13 protein-coding genes are annotated in these 19,283 nt (G+C 44.6%); 8 read left to right on the plus strand and 5 right to left on the minus strand.

The window, feature by feature from the left end; translation table 11 throughout:
• Nucleotides 1–24 precede the first annotated feature (24 nt).
• Entirely contained in the window at nucleotides 25–1,110 is a 1,086-nt protein-coding gene (locus tag DRW07_RS13460; RefSeq protein ID WP_165870503.1) for a serine hydrolase domain-containing protein, read from the minus strand.
• 125 nt (nucleotides 1,111–1,235) lie between these two features.
• Nucleotides 1,236–1,754, minus strand: a complete 519-nt coding sequence (locus DRW07_RS13465; protein WP_124028450.1) for a YybH family protein — start codon at nucleotides 1,752–1,754, stop codon at nucleotides 1,236–1,238.
• A gap of 208 nt (nucleotides 1,755–1,962) precedes the next feature.
• Between DRW07_RS13465 and DRW07_RS13470 the strand changes: the two genes are divergently transcribed.
• Nucleotides 1,963–3,558 carry an ABC-F family ATPase gene (locus tag DRW07_RS13470; protein ID WP_124028451.1) on the plus strand — a complete coding sequence of 532 codons (1,596 nt, stop codon included), beginning with the start codon at nucleotides 1,963–1,965 and terminating at the stop codon, nucleotides 3,556–3,558.
• A gap of 151 nt (nucleotides 3,559–3,709) precedes the next feature.
• Entirely contained in the window at nucleotides 3,710–4,996 is a 1,287-nt protein-coding gene (locus DRW07_RS13475; RefSeq protein ID WP_205665400.1) for a DEAD/DEAH box helicase, read from the plus strand.
• Nucleotides 4,997–5,083: 87 nt separating this feature from the next.
• Here DRW07_RS13475 and DRW07_RS13480 read toward each other — a convergent pair whose 3' ends face one another.
• Both DRW07_RS13480 and DRW07_RS13485 read right to left on the minus strand, forming a co-directional pair.
• Complete coding sequence (locus tag DRW07_RS13480) at nucleotides 5,084–7,516, minus strand: EAL domain-containing protein (RefSeq protein ID WP_124028452.1); 2,433 nt, start codon at nucleotides 7,514–7,516, stop codon at nucleotides 5,084–5,086.
• Nucleotides 7,509–8,060 carry a YfiR family protein gene (locus DRW07_RS13485; protein WP_165870504.1) on the minus strand — a complete coding sequence of 184 codons (552 nt, stop codon included), beginning with the start codon at nucleotides 8,058–8,060 and terminating at the stop codon, nucleotides 7,509–7,511. Before DRW07_RS13485 ends, DRW07_RS13480 begins: the two co-directional genes overlap by 8 nt.
• Nucleotides 8,061–8,638: 578 nt before the next feature.
• On the opposite strand from DRW07_RS13485, the gene nhaD reads away from it, so the two are divergent.
• Nucleotides 8,639–10,540, plus strand: coding sequence for a sodium:proton antiporter NhaD (nhaD, locus tag DRW07_RS13490; protein WP_205665401.1), 1,902 nt, complete (start codon nucleotides 8,639–8,641; stop codon nucleotides 10,538–10,540).
• 132 nt (nucleotides 10,541–10,672) lie between these two features.
• Here nhaD and DRW07_RS13495 read toward each other — a convergent pair whose 3' ends face one another.
• The gene (locus DRW07_RS13495; protein ID WP_124028454.1) at nucleotides 10,673–11,584 is read right to left on the minus strand and encodes a LysR family transcriptional regulator; all 912 of its coding nucleotides are present in this window, start codon (nucleotides 11,582–11,584) and stop codon (nucleotides 10,673–10,675) included.
• Between the two features lie 146 nt (nucleotides 11,585–11,730).
• Here DRW07_RS13495 and DRW07_RS13500 point away from each other — a divergent pair, with 146 nt between their 5' ends.
• The 5 genes from DRW07_RS13500 to DRW07_RS13520 all read left to right on the plus strand — a co-directional run bounded on the left by DRW07_RS13500 (nucleotide 11,731) and on the right by DRW07_RS13520 (nucleotide 19,268).
• Entirely contained in the window at nucleotides 11,731–13,173 is a 1,443-nt protein-coding gene (locus DRW07_RS13500) for an NADP-dependent isocitrate dehydrogenase (protein ID WP_124028455.1), read from the plus strand.
• Between the two features lie 309 nt (nucleotides 13,174–13,482).
• The gene (locus DRW07_RS13505) at nucleotides 13,483–14,619 is read left to right on the plus strand and encodes a trypsin-like serine protease (protein ID WP_124028456.1); all 1,137 of its coding nucleotides are present in this window, start codon (nucleotides 13,483–13,485) and stop codon (nucleotides 14,617–14,619) included.
• Nucleotides 14,620–14,831: 212 nt separating this feature from the next.
• On the plus strand, nucleotides 14,832–16,082 hold the full coding sequence (locus DRW07_RS13510) for an efflux RND transporter periplasmic adaptor subunit (protein ID WP_124028457.1): 1,251 nt from the start codon (nucleotides 14,832–14,834) through the stop codon (nucleotides 16,080–16,082).
• A gap of 4 nt (nucleotides 16,083–16,086) precedes the next feature.
• Nucleotides 16,087–16,803 (plus strand): ABC transporter ATP-binding protein, encoded by a 717-nt coding sequence (locus tag DRW07_RS13515; protein WP_124028458.1) that lies wholly within the window; start codon nucleotides 16,087–16,089, stop codon nucleotides 16,801–16,803.
• Nucleotides 16,800–19,268, plus strand: coding sequence for an FtsX-like permease family protein (locus DRW07_RS13520; RefSeq protein ID WP_124028459.1), 2,469 nt, complete (start codon nucleotides 16,800–16,802; stop codon nucleotides 19,266–19,268). The genes DRW07_RS13515 and DRW07_RS13520 overlap by 4 nt, the downstream gene beginning before the upstream one ends.
• The last annotated feature ends 15 nt before the right edge of the window (nucleotides 19,269–19,283 follow it).

Raw genomic sequence — 19,283 nt, forward strand, 5'->3', positions numbered from 1 at the left:
GCATACTAGTCTGGAGTACGAAAACTATATCGCATCGTGAACATCGGTAAGTAACCTTTCAGGAAAGCCGCCTTGAAGATTGGTCAAAATAACAATAGACACTCCCGTTTCAGGATAAACAGCCATGACTGATCGGGCGCCACCTAAAGCGATAGCTGTTGTTTTACCTTCTTGTACGGATAATGGCCAACCGATACCGTAACCATTAAATGGCCCACCAAATGCTGCAGTAGAGCCATTGTTCAGCTTAACGGGTGTAAATAGAGTTTGTAGGCTTTTAGGCTCTTTAAGCAGAACATTGCTTTGTAGTGCAATTAGCCAACTTGCCAATTCTGTTGCCGTAGACTGCATACCCGCAGCTGTTTGCACTGGTTCGGGAAATGCTTCCCACAAGCGTTGCATCTCAGGTCCGGAAAAGCGTGTATAGCCGGTCGCTGAATTACTGATTATTCCCGCATAGTGATTGAAGCCAGCTGCGGCCGTCCTTGGCATACTCACTTTTTGTAATTGCTTTTCAGTAATGAAGTCCTGAAAAGACTGGCCACTTAAACGACTTATCAGTCTTCCGATTAGGACATATCCAGTCTGGTTATAATTGAATTGTTCGCCTTCCTCAAATTCCCGGTCTGCAACCAGTGTTTCACGCCATGTAGATTCCCAACCATACGGTGATCGAGGTCTAGCCATGTCATCCATAACGTCCGGTATCCCCGACTGATGAGCCATGAGTTGCGCAATAGTTGCTCGTTGCCAGGTAGCTGGAATGTCATCAAAATACTGACCTAACGTGTCAGTTAAGCGAACCTTTTTTTGTTCTACTAACTGCATCAGCGCCACACCAACAAAGGCCTTAGTCATTGAGTTAATGGCAAACACAGTATCGTCATTCGCCGCAACTTCAAATGAAAGGTCAGCTTTGCCATACGTATTTGCGAAAACAATCTTACTATTTTTCACAACGGCTATTTGCAAGGCAGGTATACCTTTTTCCTGCATGTATGAAAGCACCCGTTTTTCGATTTGCTCGTGTGCAAATGCGTTGTTCCACCCAAGAATTGAATAGCAAAAAAGTATCGCTAGCAGCGAAAGCTTGATCAGTGTTAACTTCATTTCCGTTTTCATCCATTTATGCACAAGTATTTCCGATAACATTTTTGTCGGTTAAAGATAATTAGACGCAGAAACGTTTTAAATGGTTACACTGACCTGACTATTTTTCTTGCTGTAATATGGGTCTATTCTGATGGTTCATAAGATGCTCTTGGTCCTCGATAGCGGGTTTCAAAAGAGGTGCGATAAAAGGTCCATTTACCTTTGTACTTTTTCATCAGGCTGGCAAAATGCCCGATAAACATGGTGGGCGGCCCATCAGGATGGTGAAAATGCTCTTCTTTTATTTGTCTTATGTAAGCAATATCACCGATGACATCTACGCTGACCGGTGTTACTTCACTGTATGTTGCATGGTTCCCAGCCTCCAACCAATCTTTAACCAAAGATAAATACTCATCGCGACCTCTAACACTTTTTTCATCACCCGCCATATACCAATTCGTAAAGTCCGGATGAAACAAGTCAGAATAGGCTTGAAAACCAGCCTCTTTCGGGGCCAATGCAACCCAGCGACTCACTTCAATAATCGCTGATTGCTCATCATCCCATTCGGTGTTTTCTCCTAAGTGGGCATTCTCAGACGCGAGAGTCAGCTGACAAACCAAGAGAAGTAAATACACCATTAGACCGTTTTTTTTCATATCAAAGCCCCTGCGTTTTTGTTAAGAAAAGAGAAGTTGAAGAGCACTATTAGCGTACCTTTAGTGAATGCGAACATGTAAGTTTAGGCTGAGATTTACAGTCACCACGAAGCGCTTTAAACCCATTGCTAAGTTTTCATGAGATTTGTACTTGTATCAGGTAGAATGCGCCGCCTATCTGTTGAACTCTACATCGGAATTACACACAGTGATCACAACTGCCAATATCACCATGCAATTTGGCTCTGCGCCATTGTTCGAAAATATCTCTGTCAAATTCGGCAACGGCAATCGCTACGGCCTCATCGGCGCCAATGGTTGCGGTAAGTCGACGTTTATGAAGATCCTAAGTGGAAAACTCACACCGTCAGCTGGCAACGTCAGTTATGATCCCGGAGAGCGCTTAGGGATTCTTCATCAGGATCAATTTGCTTTCGAAAACTTCTCTGTTATTGACACTGTCATTATGGGGCACACTGAATTATGGGAAGTAAAAAAAGAGCGTGATCGTATTTATGCCTTACCTGAAATGAGCGAAGAAGACGGCATGAAGGTTGCCGAGCTCGAGACCCACTTTGCCGAAATGGGTGGTTATGAGGCTGATTCTGCGGCGGGTGAATTGCTGCTTGGCGTAGGCATTCCAACGGAGCAGCATTATGGCCTAATGAGCGAAGTCGCACCAGGATGGAAGCTAAGGGTATTGTTAGCACAGGCGTTATTTTCAGATCCCGACTTCTTGTTGTTAGACGAACCGACTAACAACCTAGATATAGACACGATTCGCTGGCTTGAAACGACACTCAACCAACGTGACTCAACCATGATCATCATTTCTCACGATAGGCATTTCCTAAATGCAGTGTGTACGCACATGGCCGACCTTGATTATGGTGAGCTGCGAGTTTACCCAGGCAACTACGATGAATATATGCTGGCTGCCACACAAGCGCGTGCAAGAATGCTGGCCGATAACGCCAAGAAAAAGGCACAAATAGACGAATTGAAAACCTTCGTTGCGAGATTTTCAGCCAATGCATCAAAAGCACGTCAAGCGACCTCGCGCCAAAAGCAAATTGAAAAGATTAAACTTGAAGAAGTCAAAGCATCCAGCAGGGTTAATCCTTTCATTCGTTTCGAACAGGAAAAAAAGCTATTCAGAAATGCCCTTGAAATAACCAATCTCAGTAAAGGCTTCGATGAGGGCCCACTTTTCAACAACTTCAATTTAATCGTTGAAGTGGGTGAAAGAGTGGCAATAATTGGTGAGAATGGCGCAGGTAAAACTACGTTAATACGCTGTTTACAAGGCGACATGCAGCCAGATTCAGGTGAAGTAAAATGGTCTGAAAATGCCAAGATTGGCTACTATGCTCAAGATCATTCCAGTGATTTTGAGTCTGACCTAAACTTGTTTGACTGGATGAGTCAATGGCGTCGGGAAGGCGATGATGAACAAGCAATCCGCAGCTTCTTAGGCCGCATGCTATTTTCTGCAGATGATATTAAGAAAACAGTCAACGTATTGTCTGGTGGTGAACAAGGCCGCATGCTTTTTGGCAAGATTATGATGGCAATGCCAAACATTTTGCTTATGGATGAGCCTACTAACCACTTGGATATGGAGTCAATTGAGTCACTAAACATGGCTCTTGAATCCTACAAAGGTACCTTGTTCTTTGTCTCTCACGACAGGGAGTTTGTGTCGTCACTAGCAACCAGAATTATTGAAATCAAAGACGGCAAAATAACCGACTTTCAGGGCACTTATGATGAATACCTTGTCAGTAAAGGTATAGAAGGCTGATTAAATTTATCTTATCAGGGGGAGGAGTCAACGCCACCCCTGATTATTTTTTAAACTATTATTGGTATTTCTTAGCGCGCTCCTGTATCCTTGCCGCCGCTTTGCAAGTCATCTTGCTTTACTTCTTAAACAACTCACAGAAGACATATCATTGACAACATTTGAATCTCTCGGCCTTTGCGAGCCGCTACTTACTGCTCTTAAAAAGAATCACTATCAGCACCCCACCCCCATTCAAGAACAAGCTATACCGGCGGTATTAGCTGGAAGAGATATTATGGCCGCGGCACAAACGGGAACAGGGAAGACAGCTGCCTTTACACTGCCTGTACTGCATAGATTGCAACAGCAAAAAATTAAGGCTCGTAGCAATCAGGTCCGTACGCTAATTATTACCCCTACGCGAGAGTTAGCGTCTCAAATATTTGATAATGTCATGAAGTATGGTGATGCCCTGCCTTTCAATTACAATGTTGTTTTTGGCGGCGTAAAAATTAACCCCCAAATGATGAAGCTGAGGCGGGGTACCGACATTCTTATTGCAACGCCGGGCAGATTGCTTGATTTGTATAAACAGAATGCCGTCAAATTCGATCAGCTCGACACCCTTATTCTGGATGAAGCTGACCGTATGCTAGATATGGGGTTTATTCACGACATAAAACGCATTCTGGCTATTTTGCCTAAAAAGCGCCAGAACTTGCTTTTCTCTGCAACGTTTTCTGACGACATTCGTGCTTTGGCAAAGAACCTCGTCAATGACCCAGCAGAAATTACTGTCACGCCGCCAAACTCAACGGTTGAGCGTATCGAGCAATGCCTTTATGAAGTGAATAAAGCCGATAAGACAAAGCTGCTGATTCACCTTATCAAGTCAAATCATTATTCCCAGGTGTTGGTGTTTTCCAGAACAAAACACGGAGCCAATAAGCTGACCACTAAATTGATTAAGCAAGGTATTCCTGCGGCGGCGATTCATGGAAATAAAAGTCAGAATGTTAGAACTCGAGCCCTTGCAGATTTTAAAGACAATAGCATTCAGGTGTTAGTAGCGACGGACATCGCCGCTAGGGGGATTGATATCGCTCAGTTGCCATTTGTTATCAATTTCGATCTTCCTAATGTTGCTGAAGACTACGTTCATCGCATTGGCCGGACGGGCAGAGCAGGAAAATCTGGCTTAGCCATTTCATTGGTATGCAATGAAGAGAGCAAGCAATTATCTGACATCGAAAAGCTCATCAAGCTGGCTATTCCACGACGCGCCGAAGAAGGCTTCTCCGTGAGTAAGTCTTTACCGGTAACTGACCTAACCGGAAAAGTAAAAAAGCCCAAAAAACCAAAACGTCCAAAAATACAGAGTGGCCTCAACAAGGGGAATGGACATCGTAGAAAGCCCAACGGTACAAAGCCCTCCGACGCACAAAAAGCTGCCTAGCATTAGAAGCTTAAAAACTGCTCCGGCTGCTGATTGGAATTACACTCTTTGCAGCCGCACAAATCATAGGCATTTATTGGACTGTAACTAACGCACTGATGTCGCTACCGGCCTTGGATGAAAGGAAGCATTAATTGATTCCGCTTCCTCAAGCAGGCTCGAAAGCGGTTTGGGCTTAGCAATGTAGTAACCCTGTGCATATTCACATTGGTGCTCTTTCAGAAAGCGCAGTTGAGCTTCAGTTTCAACACCTTCTGCGACTACCTCTAATCCTAGATTGTGCCCCATGGCAATAATGGCCGCTGATATTTCAACGTCATTTTGATCCTGGGGGATATCTGAAATAAAAGAACGGTCTATTTTAACTGCGTCGATTGGCAACCTTTTTAAGTAACTCAAAGACGAATAGCCGGTTCCAAAATCGTCGATGGAAATCTTACATCCGAGATCTTTTAGCTGCTGCATGATTCTAATCGCCAATTCGACATCTTCAATAACGGAAGACTCGGTAAGCTCAAACTCGATCATCTGAGCGGGGATCGCGTGTTTTTCTAGATAGCCAGCGATATTGTCGACTAAGGTACTGCTATAGAATTGACGCGCCGACAAGTTAATAGCAAATGCTTTCAACCCTACTTTGTTAATGTCGTCTAAATTCGCCCGTATGGTGCTAAACACAGTTTCGATTAACCAGTCACCCATCTTTACAATAAGTCCGGTATCTTCGGCAACAGAAATGAAACGGTCTGGAGGGATCATGCCTTCAACGGGGTCATACCAACGCATCAGGGTTTCCACCGATATCAGTTTGTTTTGGGCAATTGACAGTTTTGGTTGAACATGAAAACTCAGTTCACCTTGGGAAATAGCCTTACGTAGTTTATTTTCAATTCTGACTTTCTCATGAATGATATCTTCTAACTTTTTAGAAAAGAAAGAAACACGGTTGCGGCCATTGTCTTTGGATAAATAGAGTGCCAGATCAGCATTTCTCATCAACGCATGCGCATCGTCTCCATCTTCGGGAAACACAGAAACACCGATTGATGCTGAACCATTGATATCATGTCCACGGATATTAATAGGCTTGCGAATAACCTCTAGAACACGATCAGAAATTTTTTGAAGCGCCACTCTTTGATCAATATCTTTAAGTAAAATGATGAATTCATCGCCACCTAGTCTACACACCAGGTCTTTCTCGGCGACCAGTTTTCGCAATCGTTTACTCACCACTCTTAACATCTCGTCACCAGCGTCGTGACCAAGCGTATCATTGACTTTTTTGAAGTTGTCGATATCGATCATCAGTAAGCCAATATGTTTAGATTCAGGTTGCTTTTCCGCTAGTGATAATGCCAGATGGTCGAGGAAAAAGCGCCTGTTGGGCAGTTTTGTTAATGGATCATAAAACGCCAGTTTCTCCAATTCTAACTGCGCATTTTTTAGTTCACTGATATCCATTAAAGAACCAATATACCCCCTAAATAACTTATCACCTGAGGGTGAAAATACCGGCGCCACGTACTCTAAAAAGATACGCGACCCCTCCAAACCTTTTGGCCTGAACTCGTATTCAATCAACTGAGATTCAAGTGTAAGTTTGGCCTTCTCTACAATGGAGGCATGCAGCTCAGCACCTTTTTCCTCAATAAATTTCTGATAAACACTCAAATGTTGAATATTGGGATAGTGTGTCAACTCTCGCCATTTGTCGTTGGTATATACAAAATTGAGTTTCGTATCGAGTTCATAAATACCAATCGGCGAATTACTGGCTAAAGAACGGAAGCGATTTTCAGATTCTTGCAGTGCTGTGTTTTCAGTACTTAAGTTATCTAACATGCTGTTGAACACGTTCACCAATCGTCCAACCTCATCATTACTGAACGCTTTAGCTCGCTCAGGAGAGAAAGGATTGAGCGACATTTTTTCAGCAGTTTGATGCAAGCTGGATAATGGTTTGAGTACATTGCCAATTTTCTTTCTTAGCACCCAAAATGCGACCAAAACCACAAGTGCCAACGCTAATGCAGAAAACACAAATGCATTAGCCACGGTATCCTGAATTCTGGACTTACTTGCCCTTATAAGAATGTAGCCAACCGTGTCATCGGCATCGATTATGGGTTTTTCAATTTCAATGTAATGAGTTGTGATCCTAGTTGTTTCAGCATCTATGTTGACAGATTCTGGACATTGCGTGATTTCATGTCGGGAGTATTCAGAAAATAACCTGCCATCACGGTCAAAAATACAAGATATAGAGACACTCTTTCTATATTGCGCAGTCTTCAGGTTAGCCTCGGCCTGACGCTTGTCTAAAAACAATAGCGCGGCAACAGAGCGGTTGCCTAGAATATTTGCCAGTGTTTTAAGGTCGTTTGAAAGGTTATCTTTGGCCTGGTTGTAGGAGTAAAGCGTAAATACCGACACCAAGGCGACCAAGGCAAAGACAATAACAATAAAGGCATCTTTGACTACAACCTGACTGAGCTTTTTGGGGCTACTCTCAGTCATTGCTGCAGCCTTTAATCGATGGGTTACTGGAATAGCACTTACTCGCGAGCTCTATGACCGAGGCACTTAAGCGGATATCTTGTTGATCTAAATGATCTAGGTTTACTTCAAACTGCACGAGGTTTTCATTTCTTTTCAATACAACAGATGTCATGTCACGATATTCTTGTTCGCAGTTATCACAAAACGCTAGGGCGGGAGTTTTTTGTAGCGGAATAGCTGGAGATTCTTCACCAATTAATAACGCATGACATAGCTCAGTTGTGTTGGTTTTGTTTAAGGTTTTTACAACGACCTTGCGCTTACCCACTTTCCGGCTGCCGTTAAGACTTCGAATCGCCTCAGCAACCTCAGATTCACCATATTCACATAAATTAATAATGTCTTTTGGCGCGTGTTGTTCGGGCCAATCCACAAACCGCAAAATGCCGAAAACCACCGCCGCACGAATGAGAGACTCATTTTGCGCTTCACCATTCTCGGCGGCGTGCACACTAGCAAAAAACAAAGTCCAAGCACAAAAACAAAGCCATGTTTTTGTCACTAATGTTGCGCTTTTGTTTTGAGCCCTAGCGGCGTTTACGTTCATGCTTAACAATATTTATCTCAGCTTAACCGCTATTCATAACACAAATATAAATCATCGGCAGTAGTTCTTTTTTTGAACAGCATTCAATAAAGAAATAAAAAGCTAAAAGCGGTACTTCCTACCAAATTGCCACCCTCACGTTCAGTAGCTCTTGTAGTAACATGTTAAACAGGGAATCAAAGGATTTTTGATCAGCCAATAGAGTATGAGGACAGAGAAAAGAGATAACTACAGCTGAAAAAATTCGCTTCATTTACATTCTACTTTTCCACCTAAAAGAGGTGTTGTTTTATGTTGATATAGGTCTACTATGAGCTTACTTTCTTCGGATAAGTGTAGACAAATATTACATTTTTTGCAGAAAAGCTTTCCTCCTTTTTGCGCTATATCAAGAAGCAAACTGGACGTTCCACTGCGAAAAGAGCTCACTTTGCATCCAAGAAAATCATGTCTGCGACCAAGGTTGAATAGCTTCTTCCTTCATATAGTGGTAGTTTCCCCACCAATTTTTTAAACCTTTGGATCGCAACACCATGTTTTCGCCACTGACTCGCCCTCAGTTCACCTCTTTATTGCCGATAATTGTGCTTACCGCGCTAGTTTTTCTACTCTTTCCTTTTGCTGCATTGGCAGAAGCTGGAGCCGCTAGTTCGACTATCACAATCCCTGAACTCAGCGCCACTTTTTATGGCTATGCCGCTATTGCCGTTTTTGTACTTGCTTACTCACTTGTGCCCCTAGAAAACACCATTCACCTACTTAAAAGTAAACCGGTACTATTTGCCGCGGGGATAATTTGGATTTTAGTCGCATTGGCATTTAAAGATGCGGGAATACCAGACCAGGCTCACAGCGCAATCAAACACGCCATCATTGAATATGCAGAGCTGTTTTTATTCTTGCTGGTTGCAATGACATACATTAATGCCTTGGAAGAGCGCAATGTGTTTCAGGCTTTGCGCGCTTATCTTGTCACCCGTGGCTATTCGTTGAAAAAGGTTTTTTGGGTAACCGGTGCGTTAGCATTTGTCATTTCTCCCATCGCAGACAACCTTACTACTGCATTATTAATGGGCGCAGTGGTTATGGCTGTTGGCGGTAAAGATGTTCGCTTTGTCGCTATTTCCTGCATCAATGTGGTGATTGCAGCAAATGCAGGGGGTGCATTTTCCCCCTTTGGCGATATAACAACGTTAATGGTGTGGCAAAAAGGAAAAGTTGAATTCTTGCAGTTTCTACCGCTTTTTGTTCCTTCCTTAGTTAATTGGCTGGTACCCGCCGTCATCATGAGCTTTGCATTGCCAAAAGGCACACCAAAAGCCACCAATGAAAAGTCTTACATGAAGCGAGGCGCACCTGTTATGATTTTTCTGTTTTTGGCAACGATTGTTACTGCCATTACCTTCCACGGTGCACTCCACCTGCCGCCAGCGGCAGGCATGATGTTCGGTCTAGGGTATCTTGGGTTGTACTCATTTTATCTAAAACGCATAGAAGGGCGGACATTGGCTGCAGACTCAATTTTTGGCGGCATAAGAGAGTCTCATCAGCACCCACTAAGTGTATTGGAATCTTTTGGTGAAGATGTGGGTGAAAACCTAAATGATCAGCCTTATCCAGCCTTTGTTCTAGACAAAAACCATACAGTAACTCACTGGAACCCAGCACTTGAAGCCCTTTCCGGTGTGAAAGCGGAGGAGATGATTGGTACCAAAAACCATTGGAAAGCCTTTTACCAATCCGAGCGTCCGACCATGGCCGATATCGTTTTGGACGATAATACGGGTGTAGGTATTCGTCAGCACTACAAAAATATTTACAGAGACAACCCCCTTGACGGCGAAGCCTATGATGCCGCAGATTACTTTGAGCACCTGGGCGAATCAGGCGCCTATATCATGTTTAGTGCTACTAAACTTAAAGACAGTGACGGCAATACAGTAGGGTCGCTGGAAATTATGGAAGACATGACCGAGAAACGTGCCAATGTGAAAGAATTTGACATTATGGAACGGGTTTCTCGTGCAGAATGGGACACATTACTGTTCTTTTATGGTGTGATCCTATGTGTGGCAGGCTTAAGTCAGTTTGGCTACATGGCGATCATTTCAGAACTCATGTACAGCGACCTTGGTCCTGTGTGGGCCAACACGCTTGTTGGTGTACTATCGGCCATTGTAGACAATATTCCGGTGATGTTTGCGGTATTGACCATGGACCCAGTAATGCCATTAGAACAGTGGCAATTAGTCACGCTGACTGCCGGCGTGGGAGGCAGTATGTTAGCGATTGGATCCGCTGCCGGCGTAGCGCTTCTTGGCACTGCCCGAGGGGTTTATACATTTGCGGCGCATCTCAAATGGACACCTGTGATTGCTCTGGGTTATATCGCCAGTATTGGTGTTCACCTTCTTATCAATGGCAGTGGTTTGTAACAACGCCTGTTATGCAGCGGCAGCCCCAACTGTCGCTGCCATGGAAATATACATTAGCCCAGTTTTTTAGTATCAAGTCTCCCCCTCCTTAGGCTAAAAAAATTGACCGCTGCTGATTTTATTGAATCAGGATTACTTGCATCCCAACATAGCATCAACATGTGTGCTGAAGGCCTGAGTGACTGGCGACATAGCTTTTCCTTTCGGTGTCACTAAATACCAGGTGCTTGGTATTGGAAACTCTTTTACGTTTAGTTCAACCAAATTGCCAGGTGCCATGTGACTCAGCGCATGACGGCTGATAATTGCGACTCCCAAACCGGCAACCACAGATTCTTTAATCGCTTCATTGCTCGCAATGCCCAACGGACGCATCAGCGGCGCGCCATACATATTGAAAAAAGCCTCGACCGCATGTCGCGTACCGGAACCTTTTTCACGGATCAAAAAGCGCTCTTTGCGAACGTGCTCCCAACTCAGGTTAGTACACGTAGTTAAGTGGTGTCCCTTCGGTGCGATCAATACTAATGGATTATCAGTGATGGGCGTTGCATGTATATCCAGCTCTTTGGGTAAGTGACTGAAAATGTACAAGTCATCCATGTTTGCCTTAAGTCGTTGTATAATTTCTGCGCGATTACCAATATTGAATTCCGGTTCAATTTCGGGAAACTGACGGCAGAATGAGCCCAACCAGTTTGGCACTAAATACTTAGAGGTTGTTACCGCAGATATTCGCAAATGGCCTACAGACAAGCCGGCCCTCTGTGCAAATCGAGATTCTAGTGCGTCGAGAACATCAAACATGTCCCGACACGCTGCAAGCATGTCCTTACCAGCGCCAGTCAAATAGAGCTTTTTGCCTATTTGTTCATACAATTCAAACCCCGTTGTCTGGACTAATTTGGCCAATTGAGTGGAAACGGTCGATTGCGCAAGATGCAAAACCTGAGCGGCTTCTGTCACGCTGTTCCGCTCAGCCACGGTCTTAAATATTTCAAGTTGGCGAAAGGTTAGCTGTCTAGTATGAAATGTTTTTCTCATGTGTTTATCAATTTAATATCTATTTTTATAGATGCATTATATACATAAAATCCATTATTCTAGATTCCATTGATGAGTACAATCTTACACAACCTCACTGCCATCAACCTAAAACGATGGATTAACACAATTTACGGAGCGCATGTATGACTCAAGACCTTGTCCCCATTACTGTAGCCACTGGCGATGGAATTGGCCCTTCTATTATGCAATCTACGTTGCACATCCTTGAAGCCGCGGGTGCGAGGATTGCACCGGAATATATCGATATTGGAGAAAAGGTGTACCTGAGCGGACAAACCAATGGTATTGACAGTGCCGCCTGGGAATCACTTCGTCGTACTAAAGTGTTTCTAAAAGCACCTATCACTACGCCACAAGGCGGGGGCTATAAAAGTCTTAATGTGAGCATGCGAAAAGCATTAGGTCTTTATGCAAACGTACGGCCCTGCATTGCTTATGCGCCTTTTGTAAACACTAAACACCCGGATATGAACTTAGTTATCATTCGCGAGAATGAAGAAGACTTGTACGCGGGTATTGAACACCGCCAAACAGAAGAGGTGTATCAGTGTCTTAAGCTCATTACTCGTCCTGGGTGTGAGCGCATAGTACGCTATGCGTTTGAATATGCACGGCAACAGGGACGAAAACGGGTAACCTGTATGATTAAAGACAACATCATGAAGTTTACTGATGGTCTTTTTCACAAAGTATTTAAAGAAATAGGCGCAGACTATCCTGATATCGAGCAGGACAGTATGATCATCGACATAGGAGCCGCACGCATAGCAGATACGCCTGAAGCGTTTGATGTGGTGGTAATGCCAAATTTATACGGTGATATTGTCTCTGACATTGCAGCACAAATAGCAGGTTCAGTGGGAATGGCGGGTTCTGCTAACATCGGTAGTCAATGTGCCATGTTTGAAGCCATACATGGTTCAGCTCCAGACCTTGCCGGACAGAATATTGCTAACCCTTCAGGCCTAATTCACGGTGCAATTCAAATGCTGATCCACATCGGTCAAGGGGACATTGCCCAGAAGATCCACAATGCTTGGCTATGTACGCTTGAGGATGGCATTCATACTGCCGATGTGTACAAAGAAGGTATTAGCAAGACTAAGGTTGGTACAGACGAATTTGCCGATGCGGTCATTGCTCGATTGGGTCGCCTACCGCAACAATTACCGGCGGTAAACTATGAGGGTTCCAACCCTTTGAATCTCCCCCACCCCATCAGAAAAGCGCCCGCGAATAAGACCCTAGTTGGGATCGACATTTTCTTGCAATGGCAAGAGGGAGACCCTTCGCAATTAGGCAATAAACTGTATTCATTAGGGCGAAGTAATGTTGAACTTCAGGTTATTACCAATAGAGGTGTAAAAGTCTGGCCTCAGGGTTTACCAGAAACCTTCTGCACAGACCATTGGCGATGCAGGTTCGTTGCGCCAAACAATAATCTGGATTTTGCGGAAGTGTTGGCCTTGCAAACCCGCCTACACGATGCAGGTTTTGATGTAGTTAAGACCGAAAACTTGTACACCTTTGACGGTGAGCCTGGTTATGCTGCCGTACATGGCTAGTACGCACAGGCGTCTGCTACTTCAGCGGGCGCCAAATCATCAAAAACACCCTCACCACTGACCACAAAACAGACAGAGTGTCGGAATTATTTACAGCCCGCATCGTAACCAATAGTTTACACTCATAAGACATTGTTTTTATTGAATTTAAAAGGGATTTAACAATGCATTAACTTGGCACTTTTATTGCAGTATTTTTGCCGTCTGCGATAAGGGCAACAGACGCTGTTGATGTTATGAACACAATAAAAAAAATATCGAACATTTGCAGTTGCCAAATTCAGTTTTAAATCTTGGGATCATTAAAATATGACAATTAAAAAAACATGTAACAAAGCGCTCGCGATACTAGCGGTTGGGGCAGGCCTAGTGACGTCCGCTCACGCCAGCTATATCGTTAGTGGTGAATCAAAAGGCTTACAATGGCAAGCATCAAACAAATTAACGGGCGCAGCGCCGGGTGGCACGGCCACATTTGACGGTGTCACATTTGACCCAGTAGGTAACCCTATTTACCATCCCTCGTACCCTGAGCACAGTGGTGTAGTGGGTATGCTGATGCAAACTGAAAATGGCGCTTTTATATGTTCAGGCACGTTACTGAGTGACCGACGCTCCATTTTGACAGCGGCACACTGTGTTTCAGGTGGAGCAGGCACAGCCAACCCGCTGTCTACCAGTGTATTTTTCCAGCCCGAAGGCGGATTAGCGCCTTGGGAACGAATCTACAACAGACCGCCGGGCATCGTTGAGATTGACGTGTCGAAATACACGGTTCACGAAGAGTATACAGGCGAAGTCATTGACCAAAATGACATTGCGGTTCTTACGTTGTCTGACTATGCCCCAGACTGGGCCAGATCACATTACATCTATGACGAAGGCGACCTGACAGGAAAAGACTTTAATGTTGCCGGTTATGGTCGCATGGGCGATGGCGCTGGCAGTTTTGGCGCAACCGGCCGCTTACGTCAAGGCTACAACACCTATGATTATGCATGGGGTAACTCCGCTTTTAATGGCTTTTTCGACGGCTTTTTTGGTACGGCTGATGTTGAATTCTCTTATCTTTCTGATTTTGACAGCGGCTCCCCAGTAAACGATATGTCAGGTCGTATTGCAGCGGCAGTGGGCGCTGGTTTGGCGTTTGCCGATACTGGTCTTGGTGATATTGAAGTAGGCGTTTCCGGCGGTGATTCTGGCGGCCCTAATTTCATCAATGGCTTGATTTCAGGTGTTAACAGCTACGGATTGACATTTGGTCAAGGCTTTGGAGATGCTGATGAATTCTTCAATTCTGGCTTCGGCGAATACAGTGGCTATGTGCCTACTTATATCCACGCCAAATTTATCGAAGACGCCATGGTACCGGCGCCAGGCATTATTGCGCTACTCGGCTTAAGCTTCTTAGGCATGGGATTAAGAGCACGTCGTCAATCGGCCTAAGCACTCCCAATTCAAATCCAAGCCGGCTTTAAGCCGGCTTTTTAATATCCTTAACCCTTCTCTCTTGTTCGTTTTCGAACAATTTTGTTTGTCTCCGCCCAGACAAAACCGAACAACACCCTAACCACTTCCGTATCACATTGTTTTTTAATGATTTTTATATTGGCACGTCTTTTTCATAGTTACTACAAAGTGAAATTGGGAACACGTGTGTGGATATTCAATTAACAAAGAAGACCTCTAGAACACCTTGGTACTTAAGCGCAGTCGTTGCACTTCTGGTGTTGGTCGCTGTTTATTTTACGCAATCAGAGAGCTCACCTACCGTTGCCAGCCAAGACGTTACGCTGCTCACCGTAGAGCAGGGAGAGCTCGAACTTTTTAGTCAGGCGTTTGGTGAACTGTTTTCAGCTGAAGAAAGGATGTTGACCTCGCAAGCTTCCGGCAAAGTATCGGCTATTTATGTAAGGCCTGGTGCATTGGTTGAGCCTGATACGGTAATTTTGTCCCTGGCTAACCCTGAATTAACTCAAGCTTATCATGGGGCGCTAGGCGACTATAAATCCAGTGAAGCGGAATTAGGCTCTTTTGAGTTGGAGCAGCAAAATGCTCGTCTAGATTATCAAGGCAGAATAGCCGATATTGAGGCCGCCCTAGAACGCGCCAAATTAGAATTAAGTGTCAACACTCAGCTTACCGAGCGCGGCGTATCAGCCAAACTTGAACTCCAGCGCGCAAAGCTGTCTGTAAAACAAGAAGCAAAACGACTGGACTTTGAAAAACAAAAATATCAGCACTTCTTAAAGGTGCAGGCTTTTCAACTAAAACAGCGTCAAATAGCACTGGAGCAGCAACAGCAAGAAGTCGCATTGTTGCAAAAGCAACTTGACGACATGAGTGTGAAAGCGGGTATTCACGGTACGCTACAAAGCTTGGAGGTTGAACTTGGGCAATCACTGCCACAGGGCGCTGAACTTGGCCGGGTAGGCTCTGACAAAAAACTGCTGGCACGGCTGCGGGTGCCGCAGCACCAAGCCGATCAAATCACCTTGGGGGCGCCCGTTGAGCTTAGTACCAGAAAAGGACACATTGCGGGGCAAATAAGCCGCATTGAGTCATTAGTAACAAATGGCGTGGTGTTAGCTGAAGTCGCACTAACCAGTGAATTGCCTACTGATGCCAGGCCGCTTGCACCTGTTACTGGTCAAATCTATCTGCAAACCGTCACCGATGCACTCTATGTAGAACAAACTGCAGGTCTTCGACCGTTATCTCAGCTGGAGAGATTTGTGTTACCCGATAGTAACCCGTCCACTGCCACAAAGAGGCAAATTCAACTCGGTGATTTGAGCAAGGGAAAGATTCTCATTCAGTCAGGTTTACAAGCAAACGAGCAACTGATTTCGCAAATGCATGATGCATGGGCACCACATTCAACAATTAACATTGAACAACAAGGGTAAGGCTATGAGCAACGATATCGTAGTAAGTATGCAGGATATTCATAAAAAATTCTTAGGGACAGAGATTGAAACACATGCTTTACAGGGGGTATCTCTGAATATTTATAAGGGCGAATTTGTGGCAATAACAGGCCCCTCAGGCTGTGGAAAGTCTACCTTGTTAACCATTATGGGGTTGTTGGACAGTGCCAGTGATGGCAACTATTTCATCAGTGACATAGAGACAAGGGGCTTGAATGTGGATCAAAGAACACAAGTGCGCAACCAACATATTGGTTACGTATTTCAGTCGTTTAATCTTATCGACAGCATGACCGTTTTCGAAAACGTTGCACTTCCCCTAGAACATCGAGGGGAGAAATCCCAAGCGATAAAAAACGCAGTCATCGATGCCCTTGAGAAGGTAGGCATGCAACATAGGACAAATTATAAGCCCAACCAAATCTCAGGTGGACAGCAACAACGCGTGGCCATAGCCCGAGCTTTGGTGGGAAATCCTGACTTGATCTTGGTTGATGAGCCAACGGGTAACCTAGATACCAAAAATGGTGATGCTGTGATGAAACTATTAATGGACTTAAACAAGCAAGGCTCCACCATTGTAATGGTCACGCACGACACTCGTTATAGCGCACTGGCCGACCGCCAGATTCAGCTTCTAGATGGCAAAGTTGTGGGTGAGAAGCAGGTTCGTAGCAACGATGAAAAGGAAGTCGCATGAGGATATATATCAACGCGTTTAAGCAAGGTATCGCGCGAATATTTACTTTGCCTAGGCTAAGTCTGCCGTTAATTACTACATTAGGCTTGACGTTGGCGGCTGTATTAACAGTGGTATCGGTTGCCAATGTATTACTGTTTAAACCTCTACCTGATATCAATGAAAAAGATTTGTACCAGGTTGAGCTTAGTATGGAGCTCAATGAGGGTTTTAATGTGCCTTTTTTTAGTGACCCTCGTCGAGTCGCATCTTTAAAAAAGCACTATGGTGATGAATTATCATGGGGACATGTCAGTGCAAGCGACACACAAGTAGAAGTGGGTGGTACTGCAATCACCGTAATGCAATACAATGCGGTTTCAGGATCACCCGAAACGCTTGGACTGGCCTTACTACAAGGGTTAGGAACAGACGCGGGCAACACTGAAGAAGGGGTTTGGATTTCGGAAAGCCTATGGAAATCTTCCTATGCAAGTACAACGGATTTATCTAAACAAACCGTAAGACTCGAAGGAAGGGAATTCCCAATCTTAGGGGTAATTGAAAACTTTACCAGTATCAGTTTAGAGAATATTGACGACCAACTCACCGAACAAGTTTGGCGATTCAGAGACCTAGATAAAACACTGGAAACGCCAGACTCAATTGCAATGAGCATGGGCTCTATGACCTTTGTACGCGGTACCTTCGATGCAATACCGAAAGCCAAGGATTTAGAAACTTGGTTTGTCGATTATGTCAACAGCGACATTGCTATCGACCAAGCAAGACAGTTTCTACTCAGCAAGCCAGTTTCAGGAGAACTGACCTCTTATCGAGATGCATTTATCGGTGACAGTCAACGATTGGTGTTTCTGCTACTCACTGCCATGGTTTGCCTACTTACCATGGCATGTTTGAATCTGCTGAATATGTTTATTGCCCATTATCAAAGCAGAACCAAAGAGTTTTCTATTCAAATTTGTATGGGTTCCTCTGTCGCCAAACTACGTGGTTTAATCTTTACTGAAAACATGCCCATGTTTCTAATGGCCACGGTACTGGGTTTGATCACGACAGGGTGGCTGATAAAAATATTGCCAACGCTGGCGGGAGATAACCTGCCATTATTGGACCAGATATCACTCACCACAGGCAGTGTTTCTATCGGTTTTGCCATTATTCTTTTTATCAACCTTATTTTTGCTGCCATTGCGCTACTGAATGTTGATAAAAAAGCCCTCACGGAAAGCCTGAACTCCAGTGGTAAAGGTACGCCAGCACAGCAAAAGCAAACCATTAATAAACTGCTTATGGTTATACAACTCACCCTTGCCTGTGTCTTGTTAACCAGTGCCATTGCATCAGTTAAAGACAGCTACCAACAAGTCTATTCAGATTTGGGCTATAGCATGCCCAATGCCTATGAAGTAAGTATGCAATTCAGTGATGAAGAATGGGCGGCCTCTTTGAATGACTTCGAGCAATACCGAGGCAGTGAATTGCAACAATTGCGTCGTGATTTTACACAACGGTTATCAGCGACAGGAGGGGAAATAATAGACACAACCACGCTTCCCTTAACCGCCAACGTATTAATGAATGCATTTCCTGATCCTGATACGGGAGACACTATGATGGTGCGACCTATGTTGTGGGCGCCTGGTCTGTTATCCACTTTTGAGATAGACGTTTTAGCAGGCCGCAACTTGACTCCAGAAGATGTTGACTTACCCAATATTCTTATCACTAAATCCTTCGCGATGGAAAGAGTAGGTGATTCAAACTGGGAGAACGCGGTGAACACTGAACTGAAAATGGGTCAGGAAGAGAGCGACATTTTCACTATTGTCGGCATTGTAGAAGATATCAATCCGTTGCCAAGTGGCACCATATTTGTTGATGCACCTGAAATATATTTCAGTGCACCTGTGGCAATGACCATCAATCAGTTATCAGCGGTTGTATTGATGCCAGAGGGTGAACAATTGGATCTTGAGAAACTTGTACCACTGGTTAAGGGCGTCGATCCACGATTGGGTGAACTCCAGGTAGCCTCTATGCAGCAACGTTGGCAAAGCGTTACTCAAGCCACACGCTTAAACATGTATGTCGTCATGGGCTTGGCGGCACTCACATTAACACTGGCCGCTATTGGTGTGTCCGGTCTTAGCCAAATGACTGCAGGTCAAAAGCGTTATGAGTTGGCTGTTCGCATGGCAACAGGTGCTAAGCAAAGGGCCTTGCTCACGCTGCTACTCAGGGATTCAGTTTGGATGCTGGTAATAGGGCTGGGTTTAGGCTTAGCGGCTGCCGTTACCGCATACCAGTACCTACTTAATATGTTTGAGACCGCGCCCGCTTTTGACTGGACTGCAACAGCGGGGATTAACTTTCTTTTAGCGGCAGTTATGATACTTTCTATTGCCATACCCGGATGGGCAGTGATCCGCAAAGATCCCATGCGCGCATTAAGAGAGCTCTAGACATCCCCTTTTTTT

Source organism: Paralteromonas sediminis (assembly GCF_003820355.1).
GTDB classification, from domain to species: domain Bacteria; phylum Pseudomonadota; class Gammaproteobacteria; order Enterobacterales; family Alteromonadaceae; genus Alteromonas_F; species Alteromonas_F sediminis.